Origin of the sequence: Pseudomonas sp. B21-032 (genome assembly GCF_024748965.1) — a bacterium.
Classification (GTDB): domain Bacteria; phylum Pseudomonadota; class Gammaproteobacteria; order Pseudomonadales; family Pseudomonadaceae; genus Aquipseudomonas.
In genome coordinates this window covers 2,559,217-2,583,445 of record NZ_CP087180.1, presented here as the reverse complement: position 1 = coordinate 2,583,445, position 24,229 = coordinate 2,559,217, and the positions used below count along the sequence as shown (strand labels likewise).

The 24,229-nt window shown below is 62.2% G+C and carries 15 protein-coding genes; 7 read left to right on the top strand and 8 right to left on the bottom strand.

All coding sequences use genetic code 11. From position 1 onward, the window contains the following. Positions 1-77 precede the first annotated feature (77 nt). The gene (gene sohB, locus LOY54_RS11915) at positions 78-1,097 is read right to left on the bottom strand and encodes a protease SohB (protein WP_045198575.1); all 1,020 of its coding nucleotides are present in this window, start codon (positions 1,095-1,097) and stop codon (positions 78-80) included. Positions 1,098-1,293: 196 nt separating this feature from the next. On the opposite strand from sohB, the gene LOY54_RS11910 reads away from it, so the two are divergent. Continuing rightward, on the top strand, positions 1,294-2,004 hold the full coding sequence (locus tag LOY54_RS11910) for a histidine phosphatase family protein (RefSeq protein ID WP_045198574.1): 711 nt from the start codon (positions 1,294-1,296) through the stop codon (positions 2,002-2,004). 56 nt (positions 2,005-2,060) lie between these two features. Then, on the top strand, positions 2,061-2,378 hold the full coding sequence (locus tag LOY54_RS11905; RefSeq protein ID WP_045198572.1) for an SCP2 sterol-binding domain-containing protein: 318 nt from the start codon (positions 2,061-2,063) through the stop codon (positions 2,376-2,378). A 54-nt stretch (positions 2,379-2,432) separates the two neighbouring features. On the opposite strand, the gene LOY54_RS11900 is transcribed toward LOY54_RS11905, so the two are convergent. Next, complete coding sequence (locus tag LOY54_RS11900; RefSeq protein ID WP_258610490.1) at positions 2,433-7,619, bottom strand: dermonecrotic toxin domain-containing protein; 5,187 nt, start codon at positions 7,617-7,619, stop codon at positions 2,433-2,435. Between the two features lie 201 nt (positions 7,620-7,820). On the opposite strand from LOY54_RS11900, the gene LOY54_RS11895 reads away from it, so the two are divergent. Further along, positions 7,821-8,888, top strand: a complete 1,068-nt coding sequence (locus tag LOY54_RS11895) for a phosphotransferase family protein (protein WP_258610489.1) — start codon at positions 7,821-7,823, stop codon at positions 8,886-8,888. 22 nt (positions 8,889-8,910) lie between these two features. Continuing rightward, positions 8,911-9,678, top strand: coding sequence for an SDR family oxidoreductase (locus LOY54_RS11890; RefSeq protein ID WP_258610488.1), 768 nt, complete (start codon positions 8,911-8,913; stop codon positions 9,676-9,678). A 61-nt stretch (positions 9,679-9,739) separates the two neighbouring features. Here LOY54_RS11890 and LOY54_RS11885 read toward each other — a convergent pair whose 3' ends face one another. Then, positions 9,740-14,665, bottom strand: coding sequence for a protein phosphatase 1 regulatory subunit 42 (locus LOY54_RS11885; RefSeq protein ID WP_258610487.1), 4,926 nt, complete (start codon positions 14,663-14,665; stop codon positions 9,740-9,742). Between the two features lie 176 nt (positions 14,666-14,841). Here LOY54_RS11885 and LOY54_RS11880 point away from each other — a divergent pair, with 176 nt between their 5' ends. Beyond that, positions 14,842-15,621 (top strand): TSUP family transporter, encoded by a 780-nt coding sequence (locus tag LOY54_RS11880; protein WP_045198562.1) that lies wholly within the window; start codon positions 14,842-14,844, stop codon positions 15,619-15,621. Here the strand turns inward: LOY54_RS11880 and nudC are convergent. Then, a complete protein-coding gene (gene nudC / locus LOY54_RS11875; protein WP_045198560.1) occupies positions 15,589-16,419 on the bottom strand; it encodes an NAD(+) diphosphatase in 831 nt (276 codons plus the stop codon). The two genes, LOY54_RS11880 and nudC, sit on opposite strands and share 33 nt — an antisense overlap. A 33-nt stretch (positions 16,420-16,452) precedes the next feature. Beyond that, on the bottom strand, positions 16,453-17,265 hold the full coding sequence (locus LOY54_RS11870) for a crotonase/enoyl-CoA hydratase family protein (RefSeq protein ID WP_258610486.1): 813 nt from the start codon (positions 17,263-17,265) through the stop codon (positions 16,453-16,455). Between the two features lie 158 nt (positions 17,266-17,423). On the opposite strand from LOY54_RS11870, the gene nhaB reads away from it, so the two are divergent. After that, positions 17,424-18,926 carry a sodium/proton antiporter NhaB gene (nhaB, locus tag LOY54_RS11865; protein WP_258610485.1) on the top strand — a complete coding sequence of 501 codons (1,503 nt, stop codon included), beginning with the start codon at positions 17,424-17,426 and terminating at the stop codon, positions 18,924-18,926. Positions 18,927-19,454: 528 nt separating this feature from the next. Here nhaB and LOY54_RS11860 read toward each other — a convergent pair. The 3 genes from LOY54_RS11860 to gnd are packed head-to-tail and all read right to left on the bottom strand — an operon-like array spanning position 19,455 to position 23,757. After that, positions 19,455-21,251, bottom strand: coding sequence for a glycoside hydrolase family 15 protein (locus tag LOY54_RS11860; RefSeq protein ID WP_258610484.1), 1,797 nt, complete (start codon positions 21,249-21,251; stop codon positions 19,455-19,457). Positions 21,252-21,274: 23 nt separating this feature from the next. Beyond that, a complete protein-coding gene (gene zwf, locus LOY54_RS11855) occupies positions 21,275-22,777 on the bottom strand; it encodes a glucose-6-phosphate dehydrogenase (RefSeq protein ID WP_258610483.1) in 1,503 nt (500 codons plus the stop codon). Continuing rightward, the gene (gene gnd / locus LOY54_RS11850; protein ID WP_123565969.1) at positions 22,774-23,757 is read right to left on the bottom strand and encodes a phosphogluconate dehydrogenase (NAD(+)-dependent, decarboxylating); all 984 of its coding nucleotides are present in this window, start codon (positions 23,755-23,757) and stop codon (positions 22,774-22,776) included. The genes zwf and gnd overlap by 4 nt, the downstream gene beginning before the upstream one ends. 197 nt (positions 23,758-23,954) lie before the next feature. Here gnd and LOY54_RS11845 point away from each other — a divergent pair, with 197 nt between their 5' ends. Next, the gene (locus tag LOY54_RS11845; RefSeq protein WP_176794265.1) at positions 23,955-24,122 is read left to right on the top strand and encodes a DUF6026 family protein; all 168 of its coding nucleotides are present in this window, start codon (positions 23,955-23,957) and stop codon (positions 24,120-24,122) included. The last annotated feature ends 107 nt before the right edge of the window (positions 24,123-24,229 follow it).

Here is a 24,229-nt window from a genome sequence, read left to right as displayed (position 1 = left end):
GGCTTGAATGCCTAGGAGACCTGCCGCAAGCACCGCCAGGGTGCTAATTAATGCTTGGGCGTTGCAGGGCTAGCCGGTTACCACAGCCGGCCACTGAGACGGCTCCAGAGCTTGACCGCCAGGTGCTCGAGCGAACCGCTGGCCGCCAGGCCCACACGCTCCTGCAGGCTTTTGCGCTCGGCAAAGTGCAGCTGATAGAGGTTGGCCTCGCGGGCGCGCTGGCTCAGGTACTCGTCGCTGGTCATCAACTGGTCGACCAGTTGCTTGTTCAGCGCGGCAACGCCGAGCCAGACCTCACCGGTGGCAACATCATCGATGTGCAACTGCGGGCGGTAGCGCGAGACGAAGTCCTTGAACAACTGGTGGGTGATGTCCAGGTCTTCCTGGAACTTCTCCCGGCCTTTTTCGGTATTCTCGCCGAACACGGTCACGGTGCGTTTGTATTCACCGGCGGTGAACACTTCGAAGTCGACGTCGTGTTTTTTCAGCAGGCGGTTGACGTTGGGCAGCTGCGCCACCACGCCGATCGAACCAAGGATGGCAAAGGGTGCGCTGACGATCTTGTCGCCGATGCAGGCCATCATGTAGCCACCGCTGGCGGCGACCTTGTCGATGCACACGGTCAATGGCACGCCAGCCTGGCGAATACGCGCCAGTTGCGAGGCCGCCAGGCCATAGCTATGGACCATCCCACCGCCGCTTTCAAGGCGCAGCACCACCTCGTCCTGGGCCGTGGCCAGGCTCAGCACCGCGCTGATTTCATGGCGCAGGCTCTCGGTGGCCGAGGCCTTGATGTCGCCGTCGAAGTCGAGGACGAACACTCGGCTTTTTTCTTCGGGCTTTTTCTTCAGTTGTTTTTCGGCCTTGGCCTGCTGCTTGCGCAAGGCTTTTAACTGGGCCTTGTCCAGCAAGCTGCTTTCCAGGCGCTCACGCAAGTCCTTGTAGAACTCATTGAGCTTATTGACCTGCAACTGGCCGCCGCCCTTGCGCCGGCCCTTGCCGCGCAAACCGGCAATTGCCGAGAGGACAATCAGAATCGCGATCACCAGGGTCGCGGTCTTGGCGAGAAAGCTTGCGTACTCTGCAAGAAACTCCACAGTAACTCCTTAACATGCCTGCGCCCGTGCGGCGCGAACCGATAGTCAAGCATACCGAGGCCGCCCTGCCCCTGCCAGCGCAGGAAATCTTCGGCAATGCAGTTCAAACGCTCTTTTCAAACGCTTGTATGTTTTTTCGTTGACAGCCTGACAGCGGCAACCTAACCTCGGCTCATCCTTAGCGCAGGCGGACGACGTGGGCAGTATCTACCTGATTCGACATGGCCAGGCTTCATTTGGTGCAGACGACTACGACGTCCTCTCGCCCGTGGGCATGCGCCAGAGCGAGGCCCTGGGCGAGCACCTGGCGCAACTGGGCTTGCGCCTGGACCGCTGCCTGGCTGGCGACTTGCGCCGCCAGCAGGACACCGCGCGCCTGGCCATGGCTGTGATGCACAACGCCGGTTGCGAAGTGCCCACGCTGGAGACCGACAATGCCTTCAACGAATTCGATGCCGACGGCGTGATCCGCGGCCTGCTGCCCGGCCTGTTGCCGGACGAGCCCGAAGCCTTGCACGTCCTGCGCAACGGCACTCAGAACCGCAGCGAGTTCCAGCGCCTGTTCGCCTTGCTGGTGCAGCGCTGGCATGGCGGCGAACACGCCTGCGAAGGCGCCGAGAGCTGGCAGGGCTTTGTCCAGCGGGTCGATGGCGGCCTGCAGCGGGTGCTGCAACAGGCCGGCAACGGCGACAACATTGCCATTTTCACCTCGGGCGGCACCATTGCCGCCCTGCTCCACCTGGTAACCCGTATCACTGCCGGCCAGGCTTTCGAGCTGAACTGGCAGATCATCAACACCTCGCTCAGCCAACTGAAGTTTCGCGGCCGCGAGGTGGCCCTGGCTTCCTTCAACAGCCAGGCCCATGTGCAGCTGTTGAAGGCGCCGGAGCTCATCACCTACCGATGAACCCCGGCTCGTTGTGACCTCACCCGTCACGCAAATCACTTAATAAGGAACACACCATGAGCGATGTAGCAAAAGCCGTCGAAGCGATGAAAGCCAAGTTCAACCCAGCCGCCGCCGCTGGCCTGGACCTGGTATTCGGTTTCAACATCACTGACGAAGACAAGCACTACGCCCTCATCGTCAAGGATGGCACCTGCGAAATCCAGGAAGGCGAAAACGCCGACGCCAACTGCACCCTGGTGCTGGACAGCGACACCCTCAAGGGTATCGTCAGCGGCGAAACCGACGGCATGCAGGCCTTCATGGGCGGCAAACTGCGCGTTGAAGGCGACATGATGCTGTCGATGAAACTGAGCGAGCTGTTCCCGGCCTGATCGGCTGGCAGCGATAAAAAAACCGAAGCCTGGGCTTCGGTTTTTTTTGCTGGCTCAACCAGCGTCACGTCCAGTTTCTTCTTTCGTCAGCACCCCTGGAAGCTCGTTTTCCCTCGCTTCCCGGGCATCCTGCAGTTTCCTGTAGGCCTGAATCCATGTGGCTTCATCGTAGGCTAGCTGCGCCAGCTCGCTTGGTGCCACCGCAAATGCCGAGGCCAGTTGTTCAGCCGTCTCCCCCGCTACCACAGGAAGCGGCGTCGTCAGGTCTGCTTGCGTTCCTCGTAGCCGTTGCAGGTCTTCCATAAAATCGATCGCAGGATCGAAGATGCCGGCCAATTGAGTCTGTAGCGCCTCGTAGCGCGCGCGATATTTGCGCTTGAGGTAATCCTGCCAATAGATTTCCTGAGTCATCCATTCAGGCAGCAAAGCCGCCTGCTCTTGGCGGATGATACGCGCAGCCTCAGCCAGCATATCGCTGGTGACCCAGAACACCGTATGGCCATGGATCATTTCTGTCGGTTGATGACGCAAGCCCAGGCGTTCAGCCAGATGAATCCGGTAATACAGTTCCACTTCGATCGCATCGATAAAGTGCACGAACTGCGGATCGGCTTGCCAGCCGCGGATCTGCTCCGCCACATAGGTGCGCAGGCGTTGCAGGCGCCAGCGGCTGATGCCCAGGGCCAGCAACTGTCGACTTGCCTGGCCACCTTGGCCAAGTGCCTGATCGGCCTCTCGCAGCCCCTGCAGGTCACTGAATACCACGATGTCGCGGTCTTCACAGGTATCGGCGTCAACTGCCTGGGCGAACAGTTGCCTGCCCAGTTGCTCAGGGTCCGCTGCAGCCGCCTCGATCAGTTGCACAGCCTGAGGCTCGGTTACTTGTCCGTTGGTCAGCAACCTGGCCAGCAAACGCCTGAACGAGCGCAACTCGGGCAGGCGAAACAGCTCCAGCGCGGTATGCTCCTGCTCTTCAGTCAGCTGCTGGTAGGCGCTCAGGTCAGTGTCCCCTCCGTCATCTAGAACCTCTTCGATACCCACATCCGCCCCCGGATCGGCCTGAACCTGCATGCGCTCACGAATCAAGCGGGTCGTCAGCGCCTCGTTCATGCCCTCGTAGCCAAACGACAGCCCCGGCATTCGTCCGGCGCCAGCAGGCACTTCGATAATGGCATTGCCTTCGAGGCGAACTTCAAAGTTCGCGGTGGTCTCAAGCCCGGGCGGCCAGGTGGTGATCTGTGCGTCCGGCAACGCCAAGAGGCGCAGCCGCGGCATCTGGCGGATGTCCGGAGTGCGCATCAGCGGGTTATGGCCCATGGACAACTCACGCAAGTTGGTTATGCCCGCCAGCTCACTGACATCGGCTTCGCTCAGGGTGATGTTGTTGCGCGTCAGGTACAGCCGGCGCAGGTTCGGCATCCCGGCCAGTTCGGCAAACGCGCCTGGGCCGAAGCTGGCTTGGTTCTCCATTAGCGACAAGAAACGCAAGCTGGATAACTGCCGTAAAGGCGCAAGTTGCCCGGCCGTCACAGTAACCGACGATGGCGACACGCCCCGAAGATCGAGCGACCACAAGCGCCGAAGCCCGCTCAAGCGCGCCAGGTGGGCCAACCCTGTTCGGCTATAGGTGAGATCCAGCACTCGCAACTCACTCAGTTGGCCAATGTTCTGCGGGATTTGCGTGATCGGCGTGTGACGTACGCTCAAGCGGCGCAGGTTGGGGAAGGCGCGCAAGAATTCTGCTGGCAACTCACTGATGGCCGCCATGCTGCTCAACTCCAGCTCGAGAATCTGGTCGATGGCGCTCGCAAGAGGCGGCAGCGCATCCACCACAGGAGAGTCGAGTGTCAGTAGGTAGCCCGGCGTCCCATCCAGTTGATACTCGCTGACCTCAAGTGGCGCCCTGCTGCGAAGCTGCCAGACATCCAGCAACTGCATCGCCAGTTGCTTGCGCCGTTCGCGGACAGTGGCTGTAGCCCCCTGCTCCACCCAGGCTGACAAGCCTTGGCGTTCGCTTTCAAGCTCCTGCTCCAGGTCCCCGATCACACTCTCCAGCGCTTCGCCCTGCATGCCTACATTGCGAAAAAAGTCGCGCAACTGCGCATCGGTATAGTCGGGAAACAGGTTGCGCAAACGCTGCTCGTAAGTACGTGGCAACAAGCGCCCGATCGTACCACCCAAGGGATAGCCACGGCGCCCCGCCCCGACCGACAGTGGCGGCCTGAAGCGCCCCTGCTCCACCGCCATGCCCAACGCCAGCCGCGCCTTGGCAGGCTGGCGTGCTGCCTGCTCCAGCAGGGCGCGACGCAGTGCGGTGCTGTCACCGATACTCAAGCCAAGCGCCACGCGCTCGCTGTCGGGCAAAGCCTGCAGCAGGCTGGTGAAGAAGCCGTGGTCCGCTGTCTCGAGCCCGCTCAACTCGGCGTCATTTTCGTCGAAAGCGCGCCAGCCCCGGGCGCTTTTAACCAGGGTTTTTCGCGACGTCGCGCCCGCGCTGCCAATGCTGTCGAGCTCGGTGCCGGACACACTGTCGCGGCGCACACTCAAATGAACCGAGTCGCTCCATCCGGATAGTTCCGGCAACAAATGCAGGGCCAGCCGGTAGCTGTCGTCATTGGCCAGGTAGCTGATTTCGAGGCCTTCGCGAGCGCGTGACAGGCGTACCTGGCGCGACGCCTCGCGGGCACGCTTGGCAAGCGGCAGCGGCACCCGCCCGGAAGCCTGCCAGCGGCTGCGCTCAACTTCGCTGGCAGCCTTGGCCAGCGCTTCGGCGAGCGGCCGCGACAGTCCCTGAAAATCCCTTTGCAGCGCCGCTTGCAGAGCGTCTAGGGGTTCGCTCGATCGCTGGTACAGGCTGTCGAAAATCCGTGACCTTGATGCCTGCATCTGCTCAGCCAGTTGCTGGCCGATCTCGGTTTCAAGGTCTCGGGCCAGGTGATCATTGCCAAACCAGCGGCTGCGTTCGGCCACGCTCAAACCCTCTACCACCCTGCGAATCAAGCGTCCTGCGGCCAGGTCACTGCGCGAGAGCCTGATGGCGGCCACCTCAGGCTGCGCACGGCCATACACCATCGGTTGCCCCCACAGTTCGGCACTGTCATATAGTTCAATGGCTTTGCCTTGCGGCCAGCGCGGTAACTCCGGCAGCAGCGATACCGGGTAGTTGAAGCCTGATTGCAACCCCTGTCCGGTCCTGACATTGTCGATCTGTGCCGCGATCAGGCGATCGATTTCAAACCGCCGCCTGACGTCGAGCAGCCCTGCCGGGGCGGGTTGGTCGTCACTGTAGACCGCACGCAGCTCAGCATCGCTGACGCCGCTGATGTCGGCCATGCGCTCAAGCGCCGCGTCTGCCCAACCCTCGAAGGCGTGCCCGAGCCTGCGCACCAGGGTCGGGCGTGGCCAACTGTCGACGCGCTCCAGCGCATGATGCCAGGCACCCTGCCCGTTGTGCTCGAGTACTGGCCGGTAGGCCTGAGGGTCGTCGGGGTGCTCTATACGCCATTTGCCCAGGTGCGAATCCTGGGTGATTTCCAATGGCTTGCCCTCGATGCGGATGTAGCGTTTGCCAGCGACCCGGTAAATGCCTTGTGCATCGGCAAAGTGGCCCTCCAGCAGTGCTGCGCTTTGCTGGTAAGGGGCAAGGTCCGGTCGCCACAGGCGGACCTCACCCCCTGGAAGCTCGACCACTTCCAGCGCATCGATCGCCAGCGGCTGCCTCAACGCGGCGCCCGCAGCTCCTGCGGCCACACCCAGCCCGGCAGTGATAGCCAGGTTGATACCGAAGGACTGCAAGTAGCTGATGGCCTGTTGCTGGTCATTGGCCTCCCAGGCTTTCAAGCCATTGAACAGGTCGCCGAGCATCTGCGCGCCCAGGGCCACCATCATCACCTCGCCCAGGCCCGGCACGAAGAATGCGGCTACGTTGAGCATGCTAAAGCCCAAGCCCAGGTAATGGTTCAACTCCTGTAACCAGGCTTCGCGATCGACATCCGCGGTCGGCACCGCCAGGGTCTTGGCGTCGTCCCAGGCCCTGGTCAACATCGCGCTGTGCAGGTAGTCAAAGCACTCGCCGCGTATTTCCTGAAGCCTGGGTGGTTGCGCGTGCCAGTTAGCGCTTTGCTTCAACTGAGCGAACACGCGCGATTGCCCGCGGCGCCCGATGAAGCGACTGAAAAACCCCTGGAACTGCGGGTCTTGCAGGCGCGCCTTGAGGCTGAGGTAGAAATCAGTGTAGGAGTCGTATTCCTGCACAGGCTTGGCATCACCCGGCATTATCACCACGACCGGTACCGGCAGCACCTGGCCGGCAGGATCGGGGCCAAGCAATAGAAAACCGCCGCCCAGGGTGCTACCGAAGAGGTTGAGCAGGTAGCAACGCGAACCGTCGAACGCGCTGTTGCCTCGTTCATACACCTTGTCGACCCTCAAGGTCTGTGTCGCCGGGGCGCTTGCCGACTGCCTGAGCATCTGCTTGAGCATGCGGTAAGCCGGCTCACTGATGTGGCCGGCGATACGCGCCGCGTGCACGTTGCTTTCGCAGCGGTCCCTGGCCGCCGATACCAGCGTGCGGCGCACGGCGTCGCGACTGTGGGCGGCATCGAGAATCGACTTGAGATGGTCCTGGTACTGTTGGCCAATATCCAGCTCCCGGCACAGCTTTGCAAACTGCTGCGGACTGATGGGCAACTTGCTGGCGTAACGGATGGATTGATGGGCACGCCGCTCAGGGTCCACTGTCGAGGGAAAAGGTTGCAAGGCACCGACCGCCGTCACCGCACTGTAGGCATCGGTGCGAAAGATCTCTGCGTCGCTTGCAGTAAAATTCTGCAAGGCCGCCTGCAATAACGGCTGGCGTGATATCAACACCGAGGCCAGGCGATCTTCGCGCAACGAAGCATCATCGCGCATGTGCACCAGCTCATTGGCCGTTACGCTGATATCCAGCACCAAGCGCTTGTTTATTTCAGCGCGCAACAGCGGCTCGGCAAACTCGCTGATACCCTTGATTTGCCTCAAAAGCCGGGCGGCCGCAGCGCTGGAAGCCTGGGTACGCCGCAGGCTGTCGTGCAATGCCTGGCGCAGTTGCGCGTCGGTATCTGCGGCAATCTGCGCGGCAGGCAGTTGACGTTGATACAGCTCTTTGATGGCATGGGTGCTGGCATGGCTCAGCCAGGTGGGGATCTGCTGGTTGAAATAGCGCTCATGGCTCTTGAAAGGCGTCAGGGTGTCGGTGGTCATTGTCGCTGCCTTATGGATGGCGGAAGGCAGCAGTCAATCAAAGGCACGCAGGGAGCGGGGTGTAGTTATATATGCTCAGCCGATCAAACCTGCTGATTGTGCTGCAACACGCTCACCTATAACGCCCGGGTGTGCTTGTGAGCGTGCGCGGCAGGAATTAGATTGGCCAATAATCTCTGGCTTTGAACATAAGGGAAACGCATGACGCTCACCGACCAGTCCACCCAGGTCCGCCCCGGCGAAGAACTTGATGCCGCAGTGATCGACCCTTATCTGAAAGCGCATATCCAGGGCCTGGCCGGTGCACCGACCATCAGCCAGTTCCCTGGCGGCGCCTCGAACCTGACCTACCTGGTGCAATACCCCGGGCGCGAGTTTGTGTTGCGCCGCCCGCCTTTTGGCCACAAGGCCAAATCCGCCCATGACATGGGCCGCGAGTTCCGCATCCTCAACCAGCTCAACAGCGGCTTCCCCTACTGCCCCAAGGCCTACGTGCATTGCACCGACGAGTCGCTGATCGGTGGCGAGTTTTATGTCATGGACCGGGTCAAGGGCATCATCTTGCGCTCGGACCTGCCGCCGGAGCTGGGCCTGGATACCCAACGCACCGAGGCCCTGTGCAAGAGCTTCATCGAACGCATGGTCGAGCTGCACCAGGTCGACTACAACGCCTGCGGCCTGGGCGACCTGGGCAAGCCCGAAGGCTACGTGCAACGCCAGATCGAGGGCTGGGCCAGCCGCTACGAAAAAGCCCTGACCGCCGATGCGCCACGCTGGGAAAAGGTCATCGCCTGGCTGCGCGAGAAAATGCCGGCCGATCACCCCAAGCCTGCCATCGTGCACAACGACTACCGCTTCGACAACGTCATCCTCGATGCCGACAACCCCATGCGCATCATCGGCGTGCTCGACTGGGAAATGACCACCCTCGGCGATCCGCTGATGGACCTGGGCAACACCCTGGCCTACTGGATTCAAGCCGACGACCCGGCACCGGTGCAACTGATGCGCCGCCAGCCAAGCAACGCCCCGGGCATGCTGAGCCGCCAGCAGTTTGTCGACTACTACGGCGAACGCGCCGGGATCAAAATCGACAACTACGACTTCTACTACACCTACGGCCTGTTCCGCCTGGCCGGCATCGTTCAGCAGATCTACTACCGGTTCTTCCACGGCCAGACCCAGGACAAGCGCTTCGCCCAGTTCATTCACATGAACACGCTGCTGGAGCACATGAGCCTGCAGGTCATCGGCAAGTCCCCTCTCTGACGACTCAAACAAGGAAAAGACCATGTCCAAGACCCAACTGTTCGACCTCGACGGCAAAGTCGCCTTCGTCTCCGGCGCCAGCCGCGGTATCGGCGAGGCCATCGCCCATCTGCTGGCCCAGCAAGGCGCCCATGTGATCGTTTCGAGCCGCAAGCTCGACGGCTGCCAGCAAGTCGCCGAGGCGATCATCGCCGCCGGCGGCAAGGCCACCGCGGTTGCCTGCCACATCGGCGAGATGGAGCAGATCAGCCAGGTCTTCGCCGGCATTCGCGAGCAGTTCGGGCGCCTGGACATCCTGGTCAACAACGCCGCCACCAACCCGCAGTTCTGCAACGTGCTGGACACTGACCTTGGCGCCTTCCAGAAGACCGTCGACGTCAACATCCGCGGCTACTTCTTCATGTCGGTGGAAGCCGGCAAGCTGATGCGCGACAACGGTGGCGGTAGCATCATCAACGTTGCCTCGATCAACGGCGTGTCGCCGGGGATCTTCCAGGGCATCTACTCGGTGACCAAGGCGGCGGTGATCAACATGACCAAGGTCTTCGCCAAGGAATGCGCGCCGTTCGGTATCCGCTGCAACGCCCTGCTGCCAGGCCTGACCGATACCAAATTCGCCTCGGCGCTGGTCAAGAACGATGCGATCCTCAACACCGCGCTGCAGCAGATCCCGCTCAAGCGCGTGGCCGACCCGAAAGAGATGGCCGGCGCGGTGCTGTACCTGGCCAGCGACGCGTCGAGCTACACCACTGGCGTGGCGTTGAATGTCGACGGCGGATTTCTGAGCTGAGGGCTGGCCGTAAAAGAAAGGGGCTCAGGCCCCTTTCTTCATGCCTTGATGCTTTTGCCGATCAGGGCTTGCGCTGTACACCCGAAGGCCCCGGCTGCGGGCTTTGTGTCGGGACGCCCTGGGCAAAGTACTCGTTGACTACCTGCCGGGTGTATTCGACCCTGGACAACTGGATCATTGCCGGCATCAGGTTGAACGCTTGCAGCCGATGGTCTTCGTTGTCCAGCACCAGCGGCCCGGAACTCACCGGCACCTCATCACGCTCGGCAATGACTTTGCGGGCCTGAGTCAAGAGTTGCTCCAGCCGGGTACGTGCCGATTCGCCCAATGTGCGTGGCAGCCCTTCAGCAACGGCCAATTCCTGCAACGCCGATTCAACCTCATAACTCCAGGGAGCGCACTCTTGCGCAACCAGGTGCTCCTGCCAGAACGGCTGGTCACTCAAGGCAACCGGGAAATCCTGAGCCTGCGTGGTCAGCACATCTGTCTCGACCTCATCCACCATCGAACTGCTCATCCATGTCACCATGCTGGCATTGACCTGGCGTCTGGGCTGGTGACGCAAGCGCAGCCGGGCAGTCAACGCGATACGAATATACAACTCGATCTCGGCATAGTCCGGCTGGCCAGCGCGTTGCCCCCACCAATCAAGGTACCGCCTGGCAACAGAGGCTCGCAGGCTGCGCAGCCGCCACAAAGAAAGACCCAGTTCGATCAGTTCCGGGCGGGCATTGCCAGAGGTATTGGCCGCCACCCGATCCGCCTCTGCCAGCCCCAACAGGTCGGAAAAACGCTGCACTGCAGAATCTATGCAGCCCAGGTCCAGTGCCACGCGGTAGAACTCCTCGCGCCGGGTTTCATCGAACATCCGCAGGATGATCGAGTGGGCTTGCCTGGTTACCTCGTCACGCTCATCCGCTGGTGTTCGCGACAGTATTGTATTCATCAACGCAAAGAACGCACGACTGCCATTACTGTTCGAATCGACCAGTTGCTGCGCCAGGCTGCGGTCTTGTTCCGAAAGGCCGTCGAACAGATTACCTACGATTATCCCTTCAGCATCCACGTCCGCCTCAGACTCCGTATCCTCCTCTTCGGATTCATTTGAAGTCTCGCCCAATTCGACCCGCGACAGTCGGACTTCGCTATGATCCGCGCCCGGCAGGTTATTCACTTCAGCCATTTCCCTCAAAACCCGCTCGCGATCCGTGGCATTGAGGTTGACGACCGACAGACGCAGCCCGCGCACACGGCCAGCACCAGCCGGCACCGTATTCAGGTCGACCTCTGCAAGGTCAGCCTGTTCAATATGCGCGAGGTTTTCCAGGCCAACCGGCCAATCAGCCCGGGAGTAATGCAGGTCGAGACAGCGAAGATCACTCATGGCACTGACATCGAGCCCTGCGTTCAGCGGATTGCGACTCAGGTCCAGGTGGCGCAGATGAACGAGCCCGCGGACATTCTCCCCATACAGCGTGAACGAGTTGCCCGAGAGGTCAAGATGCGTCAGCTGTTGCAGTGGCGCCAGCGCGCCAATCACATCGCCCTCGAACAGCGCCCGGCAGTCCTGGATCTGCAAGCGCCGCAGGTGTTGGCAACGGGCGATAGCCGCCATGTCTTCGGTGTCCCAGGTGCGTGCGGCGTAAACCGATTCGCCCTCGCTTTGCGGCGGCGTCAGGTGAATGATGCTCAGCTCTCTCAACTGCGCAATCTGGCCGATCGGCCTCAAGTCCTCTGGACGCAGGTGCGCGTTGGTCAAGGACAGGCTGCGTAGCTGCAGCAATTCAACCAAGCCATTTGGCAGCCTGCCGACCCGGGTGTTCAAACGCAGTTCACGCAGGTTCGCAAAGCGCGCGAGGAAGCTGCCAGGCAGGCTTTCCATGGCCGGCAGGTTAATGGTCAGGAGCGTTATGGCGTCGAAGTCCAGCGGCAATTCGGGCAAGCTGCTGACAAACGCATCGTTGATCTCCAGCACAGTGACTGTCGGGTCCAGGGCGTTGAGCAATTGCTCGGCAATATGCCCTCGCCGGCGCGCACCAAAACCCGCCCCGTACACAGTGGTGGCCCTTACCCAGGTCCGCAGCGCACCGTCCAGCCGCAGTCGCGAGTCTTCCAGGCGATCGAGCGCGTCAACTACCGTTGGCCCCTGCCGTGTCACCTGGTCAAGAATACGTTGGATATGGCTCTCTGATGCCCGAGGGAACATCAATTGCAACCGTTCGATGCTGCTCTCGCGCTCGAAGCGCCCACCCGTGCCAGCCATCGCCCGGGCGCGGCGCTCGGAGCCATGCGGATGCAAGGTAACCCGTGGACGTTCGATGCCCAGCAAGGCCAGGGTGCGCATCGGCTGGCTAACGGCCAGTTCATACAGCAAGTCACGCAGTCGTTCACTCTCGTTCGCCCCCAACCCCAGGCGTTGGCGCTGCGAAGCCCCCAACAGATCCAGCAATGCGGCATAGAAATCACGGTGAAAACGGCTTTCAAGGTAACGTTCGTCCTGCAGTTGAACCACTTCGTAGCTGAACGGGCCGCCGACCCCTATCCCCCAGGACGCTGCACCTGGCACTTGGGCAAGGCGCGTCGGCGTGGTTCTGCGCACATCCCCGGGGTACAACGCCAGGTTCAGGTCCGAGTGCCAGCCGGGCAAGGCCGGTAACAATGCAAACGCCAGCGTACGGGTATCGATATCGGCTTGAGCTGGCGCGCGAAAGCCCATCAGCGCCCGCGTCAGCCGATAGGCGTTCCAGGCTCGGCGTGAACGCTCAAACAGGTTCAGGTCAAGGACACCGCGGGAAAGACGCTCCAGAACAGGCGGTGAGGACTGGGCAATCAGCTCGTCAAGCAACTGTACGGGCAGATTCGGGTAGCGCTGGCGAAGCTCGCCGAGCTGTTGATCGGAAGCCACTTGCGCGGGCTCAGGCAACTGCAGCATGTGTTCGCTGCGCGCCATGAACACGCGAAACAGCCTGTCGTACCATTCCAGAAACAGCACCGCCGGCGGTGCGCCGCAGTCAGGGCCGCAATAAGCGTTATTGTCGTCCTGTTGTGGGCTGCGTCGTGGCCGGGGTACCTGAGCCTGGGTGACAGTAAACAGCGCACGGAATTCTGCCAGTTCTGGCACCTCGTACTCAGCAGGCACCATACGCCCGTCCTTGACCAGCGCCAGCAGCGATTCGGTCTTGCGCACCCGCCGCAGTCGGCCGATTGTCCACACCAGCAATGCAGGCGGCGCATCGTCATGGCTATACACCCTGCGCAAGGTGGCATTGGTGACACCACTGAGGCGCCCAGCCAGCATCAGGTCGTCATCGCCAAGGTCGTCCAGCCAGCTCCCCAAGCGACGCAGTAACGATAGCCGCCCCCACCGATCAGGCCGCTCCAAGCTGTGATGCCAACTGCCCGCGCCGTTATGTTCGAGGATCGGGTTGTAGGTACGTTTATCGGAAGACAGGTATAAGCGCTCCTTGCCGATACTGGCATCGAATTCGATCAAATAGCTGTGGCCGTTGATGCGGATGGCCCGCCCCAGAGACGAGTGGATGATGCCTTGGTTGTTTGGCGGATCGAATTGCAACTTGGGCGGCAAGGTATAGGTGCTCAGGTTGCTGGCCCAACGCCCGTAACGGCCGTTGGGCAGGATCACCCAGCGCAACGGCGTGACGTAGTCGGAAGGGGCCTGGCCTTCGTCCTCCTCGCGGGCCTGAAACCCGACGCCGGCACCGTACATCAGGTGCTGCTGGGTAGCTTCAAGGAAATCGGGAACTCTGGCGAACGCGGTGCGACCTTCCACCTTCGCCGTGGGCACGGCCAGGTACTTGGCATCGTCGGCCAGCCTGCGGCACATCTGCTCATACCAGTGGGCCTTCAACCCCTTGTTCAGCGATTGGGTACGTAGATTCAAGCGCCTGTTGCGAGTGTATTCGTCGGTTTCCTGCAAGGCTTCCAGCACGCCGGGCCATTTGGCCAATGGCACGAACCGACAGAAAAAGGCCCGGAAGGCTCCGTCGCTCAACTGTACCTGCAGATCGTTGAGAAACGCTGAGCGGGAGGGATACTCCTTCAGCGGCTGCTGTGGATGCCCCGGTACAAAGGCAACGCAGGGCGCTTGCGGCTTGGCCGCGCCAAACACGAGAACTTCACTCAGCACCAGATCATCCAGCAGATGAAGTGACCACTCCTCGGCATAATCGTAGGGTGAAACACCGTCGTTGAGCGTATGGCGGATCTGACTGCCATGGGGGTCATCACGCGCCGCGCCCTTTATGAATTCGTTAAGGATGACCTTCGCAGCGCTGCTCAACAGCCCCTTGATATCGGCAATTGCCAACTCCTCGGACAGGACATTCATGGCAGCTTCACATTTGACCTGCTGCAGGGAGCCGGCAGCCAGCTGGCGGGTCAGGTACTCCTGGTACTGTTTGCCCAGATCCAGTTTGCGAACGCGCAACGCATAGCCGACACCCTCATCGGCATAACAAACAATCGAGCTGACGGCATCAGAAGCATCGCGTTCCTTGCCATTGAATCCGGCAAACAGGTCGAACTCCGTCGGTATCGCCAGCTTGACGAAGGGATTGCCGCCCAGTTGCAGCAACTGCGTCTGGCTGAAATTCTGCAAGGCCGCTTCATACAACGAGCGCTGACTCTCCAGCACCTCATCCAGGCGGTTGGGAAGCATGGCTGAGTTGGGCTTGAACACCAAAAACGTGCCATTCTCGGTATCGACCACATCACCGTGGCTTTCCCGGGCCATTTGCTCAAGCTTGGGTCGACAGAATTCATGCAGGGTCTGCACCTTGCTCATTGCCTCTGTCAGTTCACGGCGCAGCGTGCGGCCCTCTTCACGTATGCGCATCAGCCGCAGGCGCTTGGCTGGATCGGCAGTCTGCAGCCATTGGGGCAAACCTTCCTGCTCAAGGGGTGAAGCCAACGACGGGATGTAACCGATCCCGGCATACGGCGACGATGGCACAGGGGAATTGTTCATTGGTGATGACATCACAGATGCCTCTGATTGAAGGGGAACCTTCAGTTCATCAGAGGCCGACAACGTCGATCACATAGATAATTATTCAGTGCCTGGGTTGTACTGGGCAGCGCAAACGCTTGCGTTTAACATGACGGCCTTGCGCCTGCCAACGCGCGTCCTGTTAAGCCCACGCCATGCCTTTCGAACTCAGCGTAGACCCCACCACCCTGGCGATTCTTGCCGCCGTCGCTTTCGTTGCCGGTTTCATCGATGCCATTGCCGGCGGTGGCGGCCTGCTCACCACCCCGGCGCTGCTCACCGCCGGCATGCCGCCGCACCTGGTGCTGGGCACCAACAAACTCAGCTCGACCTTCGGCTCGGCCACCGCCGGCTTCACCTACTACCGGCGCAAACTGTTCCACCCGGCGCAGTGGCGTCATGCCCTGGTCGGTACTTTTATCGGTGCCCTGATCGGTGCGGTGGTGGCCCACTACCTGCCGGCCGAATGGCTGAACAAGATGCTGCCGGTGATCGTCTTTCTCTGTGGCGTCTACCTGCTGTTCGGCGGCACGCCCAAGGCGCCGCTGGATGCCGATGCGCCGGTGAAAAAGAAGTGGCAGATCCCCCAGGGCTTCACCCTGGGCTTCTACGACGGCGTGGCCGGCCCAGGCACCGGCGCGTTCTGGACCGTCAGCACGCTGCTGCTCTACCCCATCGACCTGGTCAAGGCCAGCGGCGTGGCGCGCAGCATGAACTTCGTCAGCAACGCCGCGGCCTTGTCGGTGTTTATCTTCTCCGGCCAGGTCGACTGGCTGGTGGGCCTGTCGATGGGCTCGGCGCTGATGGTCGGCGCGTTCTTCGGCGCGCGCACTGCCATCAGCGGCGGCAGCAAGTTCATCCGCCCGGTGTTCATCACCGTGGTGCTGGCGCTGACCGTGCGCCTAGCGTGGCAGCACTGGTTCGGCCAGGCCTAGGCGGCGGGCCACGTACAGGTCGATCAGATAGCGCGCAATCGAACGCCCCGCCGGCAACGGCGGTAGCGCATCGACGCGAAACCACTGGGCGTCCTCGATCTCGTCCGGTTGCATGACGATCTCGCCGCCGGCGTACTCGGCATGAAAACCGAGCATCATCGAATGGGGGAACGGCCAGCACTGGCTGCCGACGTACTGGATGTTCTGCACCTCGATCGCGACCTCTTCGCGCACTTCGCGTACCAGGCAGTCTTCGGCCGATTCGCCAGGCTCGGCGAAGCCTGCCAGGGTGCTGTACACGCCGCTGACAAAGCGCGGTGAACGAGCCAGGAGAATTTCGTCGCCACGGCTGATCAGCACGATCATGCTCGGCGAGATGCGCGGGTAGCTGCGTAAATCACACGGCGCGCAGTACATCGCCCGCTCCCAGTGGATTTGCTCCATGGCCTGGCCGCAGCTGCCACAGAAGCGGTGCTCGCGGGCCCAGGTGCCGATCTGCGCGGCATAGCCAAGAATCTTGTAGGTCTCGAAGTCGCCTTCGAGCATGAACTGACGCAAGCCGCGCCAGCTGCAGCCGGCTACCGCCTGCGGGCTGCGCAACTCCAGAAGGAACACCGGCTGGCCATCGAAATGGCCAATGCCGTGCTCGCAAAGCACGTCCAGCGCCTGGCGCTTGAGCCAGTCGCGCGGGAACAGCGCGCCGTTGTCATCGACCAGAAAACCCTCGCGGCTGCGGGCAACCGCCCAGCCGCCGGTGAGGTTCGTGTCCAGTACTGCGGTGGTCCAACGCGCTGACATGTGCCGGTTCCTTGCGGGGTTCGCCGCCGGGGGTCAGTCGGCGAACTCGGGTTTCTGTTTGCTCATGTGGGCGGCAACCGCCACCCGCAGATCGGTGGATTGCAGCATGGCGGCGTTCCAGGTGGCGATGTACTCCAGGCCATCGTCGATGCGGTGATCGCGCATGTAGCTGATCATGTGCTTGGTGCCGGCCACGGCAATGGGCGATTTTCCCGCAATTTCGGCGGCAATGGCAAAGACTCCGTCAAGCAGTGCCTCATGGCTGTCAAACACACGGTTGACCAGGCCGATGTGCTGGGCTTCGTCGGCGGCGACATTGCGCCCGGTGTAGGCCAGTTCGCGCATGATGCCGTCGCCGATGATCCGTGGCAGGCGCTGCAGGGTGCCAACGTCGGCGGCCATGCCCATGTCGACTTCCTTGATCGAGAACTGCGCGTCGCTGCTGCAGTAACGCATGTCGCAGGCCGAGACCAGGTCGATGGCGCCGCCGATACAGTAACCCTGGATCGCCGCCAGCACCGGCTTGCGGCAGTTGTCCACGGCATTGAACGAGGCCTGCATGCGCAGGATGGTGCGGCGCAGCAGGCGCGCGTTGCGGCCGACGTCCTTGCCCAGTTCGTTGGCCACCGAGGCCAGCAGCATCAGGTCGATGCCGGAAGAAAAATGCTTGCCGGCACCACTGATGACCACCGCGCGCACTTCGTCGGTTTCATCGATCCAGCGGAAGATCTCGACGATTTCGCTCCAGAACGCCGCGTTCATGGCGTTGTACTTTTCCGGGCGGTTGATCTGCACGTGGGCGATGCGGTTGTTCAGTTCGACCTTGAACGCTTGGTAGTCAGTCACGGTGCTCTCCTTGAAGGCGGCGAGGTTGATCGCAGGACTATAACAAGGTGCCCGTCGGCGCCAAGGCCGCGCTTGTGCCAAAACCGGGACTTTTACCTTGATCTCCGTTCACACATGCGGCACTTTGCCCAGCTGTTGAATCATAAGGATACATTTTCATGTCCCGCTCCCTGGCCGGCGCCCTGGCCCACAATTTTCTTGGCCAGTCGCCGCGCTGGTACAAGGCTACCTTGTGCCTGTTCCTGCTGCTCAATCCCCTGCTGCTGTTCACCCTCGGCCCGGTGGTGGCCGGCTGGGTGCTGGTGATCGAGTTCATCTTCACCCTCGGCATGGCGCTCAAGTGCTACCCGCTGATGCCCGGCGGCCTGCTGATGGTCGAGGCCCTGCTGCTGGGCATGACCACGCCGCAAGCGCTGTATGAAGAGCTGCAGCACAACTTTCCGGTGATCCTGCTGCTGATGTTCATGGTCGCCGGTATCTACTTCATGAAGGACCTGCTGCTGTTCGTGTTCTCGCGGATTCTTCTCGGCGTGCGCTCCAAGGCCCTGCTGGCCTTGCTGTTCTGTTTTCTCTCGGCCTTTCTTTCGGCGTTTCTCGATGCGCTGACGGTGACGGCGGTGATCATCAGCGCGGCGGTCGGCTTTTACTCGGTGTATCACCGCGTCGCTTCCGGCGCCAACCCACGGGAAGACTCGGACCTGGACAGCGACCAGCACGTCGCCCACCTGCACCGCGAAGACCTGCAGCAATTTCGCGCATTCTTGCGCAGCCTGCTGATGCACGGCGCCGTCGGTACCGCCCTGGGCGGCGTGTGCACCCTGGTCGGCGAGCCGCAGAACCTGCTGATCGGCCACGAAATGGGCTGGCACTTCGCCGAGTTCTTCCTCAAGGTGGCGCCGGTGTCGCTGCCAGTACTGGCCGCCGGGCTGGTCACCTGCGTGCTGCTGGAGAAACTGCGCTGGTTCGGCTACGGCACCCTGCTGCCGGACAACGTGCGCCAGGTGCTGGCCGCCTATGCCGCCGAAGACGACGCCCAGCGCACCACCCAGCAACGTGCCGCACTGCTGGTGCAAGGCCTGGCAGCGCTGATCCTGATCATCGGCCTGGGCCTGCATGTGGCCGAAGTCGGCCTGATCGGCCTGTTGGTGATCGTCTTGATTACCGCCTTTACTGGCATCACCGACGAACACCGCCTGGGCCGCGCGTTCCAGGATGCCATGCCGTTCACCTCGTTGTTGGTGGTGTTCTTTGCCGTGGTTGCGGTGATCCACCAGCAGCAGCTGTTTACCCCGCTGATCCAGTGGGTACTGGCGCTGCCGGCCGATCAGCAGCCGGGCATGCTGTTTATCGCCAACGGCCTGTTGTCGGCGATCAGCGACAACGTGTTCGTCGCCACTATCTATATCACCGAGGTCAAGCAGGCGTTTGTCAACGGCGGCATGAGCCGCGAGCACTTCGAGACCCTGGCGGTGGCGATCAACACCGGCACCAACCTGCCGAGCGTGGCCACGCCCAACGGCCAGGCGGCATTCCTGTTCCTGCTGACCTCGGCGATTGCGCCGCTGATTCGCCTGTCGTATGGGCGCATGGTGTGGATGGCGCTGCCCTATACCGTGGTCATGGGTGGGCTGGGGTGGTGGGCGGTGACCTACTGGTTGTAACGCTGACTGCACGGGCCTGTGGGAGCAACTGTCTTAAGCAGCTTGCAAGTATTGGGGCAGCCAGGCTGTGTTTGAGCTGATCCATTTGATGATGAGGCGCTGCCGGCGCCTTGCGCCCTTACGGCGGGTCACTTTTGCTTGGCGGCAAAAGTAACCAAAAACGCCCTGTCCCTTCATCGGCCCTGCGCTGCGCTCCGGGTTCCCTCCTTCCACCCTTGCTCCCGTGGGGGCGCGCCGAAGGGCCGTCCCTGGCCCTGCGGCGCTCGCCGGCCATCCATGGCCGTCGCCCCACTACGCAAGGGTTCCACTCGGCCTTCTGCAAGGGACGATCGGTGGCGTCTGCAATTACGTACATCTAGAAGCAGAGTGCTTTTTTGCTTTCGCTTCTCGTGCATCGCCGGTCCATTCGCCGACAAGGCGCAAAGGTGAAGTGTGAGCAGCATCGCCAATGGATCAGCTCGCGCCTCTAAAGGCCTACGCTACCTGTGGGAGCGGCGGTGCGGCGACCCGACTTGACCCGCAATGCCTTTAACCACATTGCGCCCGGTCGCGCACCGGGCACTGGGCGCGGTGCAGGTTCAGCGCGGTGTTGATGATGCCGATATGGCTGAAAGCCTGGGGGAAATTGCCGAGCATGCGCCGGCCCAGCGGGTCGTACTGCTCGGCCAGCAGGCCGACGTCGTTGCACAGGGCCGCAAGACGTTCGAACAAGACCCTGGCCTCCTCCTCCCGCCCCAGCAGCACATAGACATCCGCCAGCCAGAACGAACAGACCAGGAAGGTCCCCTCACCCGGCGTCAGCCCATCGCAACCGCTGTCGCTGTCATAGCGCAGCAACAGGCCATTGCGTAGCAGACGCTGCTCGATGCGCGCAAGGGTGGCGAGAAAGCGCGGATCATCCGCCGGCAGGAAGCCGGTCAGGGCAATCTGCAGCAGGCTGGCATCCATTTCGGTCGAACCATAAGCCTGGACGAAACAGCCCAGCTGCCCATCGAAGCCCTGTTCACACACCTGCCGGTGAATTCTGGCCGCCACCTGACGGTAATGCCCGGCGCGCGCCTGACCTTCTTCGGTGGTATCGCTCAAGCCGGCAGCGCGGTCGAAGGCCACCCAGGCCATGACTTTGGAATGGGTGAAGTGCTGCTGCCCGCCACGCACCTCCCAGATGCCCTCGTCCGGTTGCTGCCAGGTTTTTTCCAGGTACGGCATGATCAACCGGGCAATCGCCGCGCTGCGCGGGTGGCGCGGCAGGCCACCACGAATTGCCTGGCTCATGGCATCGGCGACCTCGCCATAAATATCCAGTTGGTGCTGCAACGCTGCGGCATTACCGATACGCACCGGTTGTGCACCTTCATAACCGGCCAGCCACGGCACTTCATACTCCGCCAGCCGCCGCTCGCCGGCCAGGCCGTACATGATCTGCATCTGCTCGGGGTTGCCGGCCACCGAGCGCAGCAGCCATTCGCGCCAGGCCTGGGCCTCTTCGAAGTAACCAAGGTTCATGAACGCCAGCAAGGTCATGGTCGCATCGCGCAGCCAGCAATAGCGGTAGTCCCAGTTGCGCTCACCGCCCAGGCGCTCGGGCAACGAGGTGGTCACCGCCGCGACAATGCCGCCGGTGGGCGCGTAGGTCATGGCCTTGAGGGTAAGCAGTGAGCGCTTGACCAGCGCCGTCCAGGGGCCGACGTCCGGGCAGCGCGACGAAAACTGCTGCCACTGTTCCCGGGTCCGTTGCAAAGCTTGCTCGGCATCGAACGCTGCAGGCAATGGCAGGTGTGACGCCTGGTGGGTCAGGCTGAAGGCCAGGCGCTGGCCGGCCTTGACGGTAAAGCGGCTGCCGGTGTGGTGATCCAGGGCCTGGGTGGCGGCGCCGCTGCGCAGTATCAGCCGGTCGGGGCCAACCACCGCCGAGAGCACCAGCGGCTCGGCCTTTTCGACCCAAGGCACACTGTTGCCATAGTCAAAGCGCATCACCAGGTCCATCTCGAACGGCACTTCGCCTTCCAGGCCCTCGACAATGCGCAGCACGCTGTTGTGTTCAGCTAGGGGCATGCAGTCGATCAGGCGCGCGCGGCCGCTGGCGGTGGTGAAGGTGGTGTGCAGGATCAGGGTGCCGTCCAGGTATTCACGGCTGATCTGCACCAGAGGCTCGCTCGGCGCCAGGCGCCAGCGGCCGTTTTCTTCATTGCCGAGCAAGGCGGCAAACACCGCCGGGGAGTCGAACCTGGGCAGGCACAGCCAGTCCAGGGAGCCGTCGCGGCCGACCAGCGCGGCGCTGCGACAGTTACCCAGCAGGGCGTAGTCTTCGATCAAACCCGGCATTCATCCCCCTTGTGCGTGAACCCTCAACCAATCGGGTGCCAGACCCGCCGATCGCGGGTCAGCAGTTCGTCCGCCGCAGTCGGGCCGTTGTCACCGGCGGCATAGAGCTGCACCTCGCCGCCCTCCTGCCAGGCATCGAGAAACGGCTGCACCGCGCGCCAGCCGTTCTCGATGTTGTCGGCACGCTGGAACAAGGTCTGGTCACCGGTCAGGCAGTCGTAGATCAGCGTCTCGTAGCCGGTGGACGGCTGCATCTTGAAAAAGTCCTTGTAGGCAAAACCCAGCTCGACGTTCTCCATGGCCAGGGCCGGGCCCGGGCGCTTGGCTTGCAGGTCGAACCACATGCCTTCGTTGGGCTGGATCTGGATCTTCAGATAGTTGGGCTTGAGCCGCTCGACTTCGGTGTCGCGAAACTGGGCATAGGGCGCTGGCTTGAAGCAGATGGCAATCTCGGTGTCGCGCACGCTCATGCGCTTGCCGGTACGCAGGTAGAACGGCACGCCGACCCAGCGCCAATTGTCGATCATTACCTTGAGGGCGACGAAGGTTTCGGTGTTGCTGTCGGGCGCGACCCGAGGTTCTTCGCGGTAACCGGGGACCTTCTTGCGCCCTTGTTTGCCAGCGCTGTACTGGCCGCGTACCGAGTTTTTCAGGGCCATGTTCTTCGACCAGGGCCGGATCGCGCCGATGACCTTGGCCTTCTCGCTACGCACCGCATCGGCGCCAAAGGCCGCCGGCGGCTCCATGGCGACCATCGCCAGCAACTGGAACAGGTGGTTGGGGACCATGTCGCGCAAGGCGCCGGTACTGTCGTAGAAGGCGCCACGGCTTTCGACGCCGACGGTTTCGGCAGCGGTGATCTGCACGTGATCGATGTAGTGGTTGTTCCAGAACGCTTCGAACAGGCCGTTGGAAAAACGGCTGACGAGGATGTTCTGCACCGTCTCTTTGCCCAGGTAATGGTCGATGCGGTAGATCTGCTTTTCGCTCATGACCTTGAGCAGGCAGGCATTGAGCGCTTCGGCGCTGGCCAGGTCCGAGCCGAAGGGTTTTTCCACCACCACCCGGCGAAAGCCGGCGCTTTCGTCGAGCAGGCCAGCGGCGCCCAGGCGCTGCACCACTTCGCTGAAAAAGCGCGGTGAGGTGGCCAGGTAGAACACCGCGTTGGCGCTGGGGTTGCTGCGGATGCGTTCGGCGATGGCCTGGTAGGTGGCCTCGTCGAGAAAATCGCCGGTGAGGTAGCCGATGCGTTTGGCCAGGCGCGCCCAGAGTTTGTCATCCAGGCACTTGCTGGCGCCTTCGCTGGCCCTGTCGCGTTCGCGCATGAAGGCTTGCAGGCGCGCGGCGAATTCGTTGTCGGTGGCGGCGTTGTGGTCGACACCGATAATGCGCAGCCCCTTGTCGAGCAGGCCATCACGGCTCAAGTTGTACAAGGCCGGCATCAACAGGCGCTTGACCAGGTCGCCGTTGGCGCCAAACAGGAACAGGTTGCAAGGCGGGGCCGCTTCGATTTGTGTTTTGCTCATTCGGCTTTCTTCTCGACGTGGCCACCAAAGCCAAAACGCATGGCCGACAGCATACGGTCGGCGTAGGTGCCCTGCTGCTGGCGCGAACGGAAGCGGGCGAACAGCGCACTGGACAGCACCGGCACCGGCACCGCCTGTTCCACCGCCGCATCGATGGTCCAGCGCCCTTCGCCGCTGTCGGCCACCGAGCCGCTGTAGCCGCCCAGTTGCGGGTCGGCCACCAGGGCGTCGGCGGTAAGATCCAGCAGCCAGGAGGTGACCACACTGCCACGGCGCCACACTTCGGCGATTTCCGCCAGGTTCAGGTCAAAGCGCTGCTCGGCCGGCACGGCATCGCTGCCCTTGCTCTTGAGCAGGTCGAACCCTTCGGCATAGGCCTGCATCAGGCCGTATTCGATGCCGTTGTGGATCATCTTCACATAGTGCCCGGCACCTGCGGGCCCGGCATGAATGTAACCTTGCTCGGCACGCCCGGCCGGACCCTGGCGGCCGCGGGTGCGGGGGATGTCGCCAACCCCGGGGGCGAGAGTGGCGAACAGCGGGTCGAGGCGATCGACCACCGCCTGCTCGCCGCCAATCATCATGCAGTAGCCGCGCTCCAGGCCCCAGACGCCGCCCGAGGTGCCGACATCGATATAGTGCAGGTTGCGCTTGCCCAGCTCGGCGGCGCGGCGCATGTCGTCCTTGTAGAAGGTATTGCCGCCGTCGATGATCACGTCGTCGGCGTCGAGCAGGTCAGCAAGCTGGGCAATGGTCTGCTCGGTCGGCTCACCGGCCGGCAGCATCACCCACACCGCCCGGGGTTTCTCCAGCTTGCCTACCAGCGCGCCAAGGTCATGGGCGCCGTTGGCGCCTTCCTTGACCAGGGTTTCCACTGCCTGACGATCGCGGTCATGCACCACCATGCGGTGCCCGCCACGCATCAAGCGCCGTGCAATATTGCCGCCCATGCGGCCCAGCCCCACGATTCCCAATTGCATGTGCGATGCTCCCCTGGAATGAAAAATAGCGCCTCAGGCCTTCAAGGTTAGTCCAGCCCTGGCGCGCTTGGTTCAGCGACGAACGGCAAGACAGCCAGAAACAAAAAAGTTCCCAAGGCCTGCAAAAGAATTCAGAATCGCCGCCGATCCAGCAGCTACGCTGTTAGAAAAACGAACCACCCTATGCGAGGTGTGCAATGGGAACCCTTCTGCCAAAAATGCCTGCCCAGACCCTCTACGTGACGGTACACCGCGACGAGCTGCGTCGCCTTAAAGAAGAGCGCGAGCAGTTGCAACAACAGGTCGCCCAACTCAGTCTGCTTCTGCAGCAAGCCCAGGACGGCCAGTTGCCAGCGCGCAGCTGAGCAACACAGCGACCTGCCGGGGAAACCCTGCCTCTGTCTTTGCCTGGCGGCGCCTTTCTAGACTGCGCCGTCTGACGCACCAAGCGTCTTCACATCGCAAGGACTGC

Bases quoted from the DNA above. Each gene is read 5' to 3' on its own strand.
- LOY54_RS11845 (WP_176794265.1), top strand. From the start codon at position 23,955: ATGGGAACCCTTCTGCCAAAAATGCCTGCCCAGACCCTCTACGTGACG.
- LOY54_RS11890 (WP_258610488.1), top strand. From the start codon at position 8,911: ATGTCCAAGACCCAACTGTTCGACCTCGACGGCAAAGTCGCCTTCGTC.
- LOY54_RS11880 (WP_045198562.1), top strand. From the start codon at position 14,842: ATGCCTTTCGAACTCAGCGTAGACCCCACCACCCTGGCGATTCTTGCC.
- zwf (WP_258610483.1), bottom strand. From the start codon at position 22,777: ATGAGCAAAACACAAATCGAAGCGGCCCCGCCTTGCAACCTGTTCCTG.
- LOY54_RS11860 (WP_258610484.1), bottom strand. From the start codon at position 21,251: ATGCCGGGTTTGATCGAAGACTACGCCCTGCTGGGTAACTGTCGCAGC.
- LOY54_RS11900 (WP_258610490.1), bottom strand. From the start codon at position 7,619: ATGACCACCGACACCCTGACGCCTTTCAAGAGCCATGAGCGCTATTTC.
- LOY54_RS11895 (WP_258610489.1), top strand. From the start codon at position 7,821: ATGACGCTCACCGACCAGTCCACCCAGGTCCGCCCCGGCGAAGAACTT.
- LOY54_RS11905 (WP_045198572.1), top strand. From the start codon at position 2,061: ATGAGCGATGTAGCAAAAGCCGTCGAAGCGATGAAAGCCAAGTTCAAC.
- nhaB (WP_258610485.1), top strand. From the start codon at position 17,424: ATGTCCCGCTCCCTGGCCGGCGCCCTGGCCCACAATTTTCTTGGCCAG.
- LOY54_RS11885 (WP_258610487.1), bottom strand. From the start codon at position 14,665: ATGAACAATTCCCCTGTGCCATCGTCGCCGTATGCCGGGATCGGTTAC.
- nudC (WP_045198560.1), bottom strand. From the start codon at position 16,419: ATGTCAGCGCGTTGGACCACCGCAGTACTGGACACGAACCTCACCGGC.
- gnd (WP_123565969.1), bottom strand. From the start codon at position 23,757: ATGCAATTGGGAATCGTGGGGCTGGGCCGCATGGGCGGCAATATTGCA.